This is a genomic window from Kitasatospora sp. NPDC047058 (genome assembly GCF_040643935.1).
In the GTDB taxonomy this organism is placed as follows: Bacteria; Actinomycetota; Actinomycetes; order Streptomycetales; family Streptomycetaceae; genus Kitasatospora.
This window is the reverse complement of the sequence record NZ_JBEYVJ010000969.1, coordinates 1-1,023: the sequence shown is the minus strand read 5'-3', so window position 1 is coordinate 1,023 and position 1,023 is coordinate 1. Positions and strand designations below refer to the sequence as shown.

Sequence of the window (1,023 nt, the reverse complement as noted above, 5' to 3'; positions counted from 1 at the left end):
CGCGCCCAGCTCGGCGTAGACGGCGAGGGCCTCGCCGAACGTGGCGCGGGCCGTGTCGCGGTCCCCGGAGGCGGCCTGGAGCACGGCGAGGTCTTCGAGGGCGTTCCCGAGGTCCGGGGGCCGGTCGGCGGTGCGGTGGTGGTCGATCGCGGCGCGCAACCGGGCCGGGTCGTCGTGCAGCAGCCCGCGACACCACTGGGCGGCGGCCTGTGTGGCGGGCAGCGGTTCGATGTGGGCGTTGCGCCGGCTTTCGAGCGCCGCGGCCCGTGCCGTCCGCCGGTCGTCCACGGCCAGCGCGAGGCGGACCAGATCGACCAGCCACTCCGGATGCCTCCTGACGTCGTACTCGTACGCGGGGGCCAGCAGCACCGCGAGCGCGTCGAGGGCGTCACGGGGCCGGCCCGTCCGTTCGAGGGCGAGGCTGCGGGCCACGATCCGGTACGTGGCCGCCACGGGCCACGTCGGCGGCACCGCCTCGGCCTCCAGTGCATCCAGGGCTTCCAGGGCCTCCAGCGCCTCCGGAGGCCGGGCTGCCTCCGGTCGGCTGTCCCGCCGGGCGCTGATCAGCGTCTTCAGGCTGTGCCGGGCGAGGTGCCAGCGGCCCTGCGGGAGGTCGGTGGCCTCGTCCAGGACTGCCCGGGCGTCGTCCCAGCGGCCGTGCTCGTAGTGCCGCTCGGCGATCCTGACCAGGTTCATGGAGAGCAGCGTCGCTCCGGTCCGCTCGGCGAGGGTACGGGCGTGCGCCAGGGTCTCCTCCGCCTCCCGGGGGCGGCCGAGGCTGTCCAGTGCCACGGCCCGGTGGCCGAGCAGCATGAGCCGCAGGTCCACGAGTTCGCGGTCGCCGCCGATCTCCGCCAGTGCGCGGTCGGCCAGGACCAGCGCGCCGGGCTGGTCGCCCTCCCGGCTGCGGATCAGGGCACCCGCGTTCAGGGCGTAGCCGACGGTGGTGGCGTTGTTGAGCCGCATCGCAGATCAGGCGGACCTCGGCGTCGTGGTTGCGGCGCAGCTCCCGCAGGCGGGAGA

General features: G+C 75.6%; 1 pseudogene. It reads right to left on the bottom strand.

The features are described from left to right. A pseudogene (locus ABZ885_RS42010) lies at positions 1 to 966 on the bottom strand (LuxR family transcriptional regulator); the annotation flags it as partial. Between the last annotated feature and the right edge of the window lie 57 nt (positions 967 to 1,023).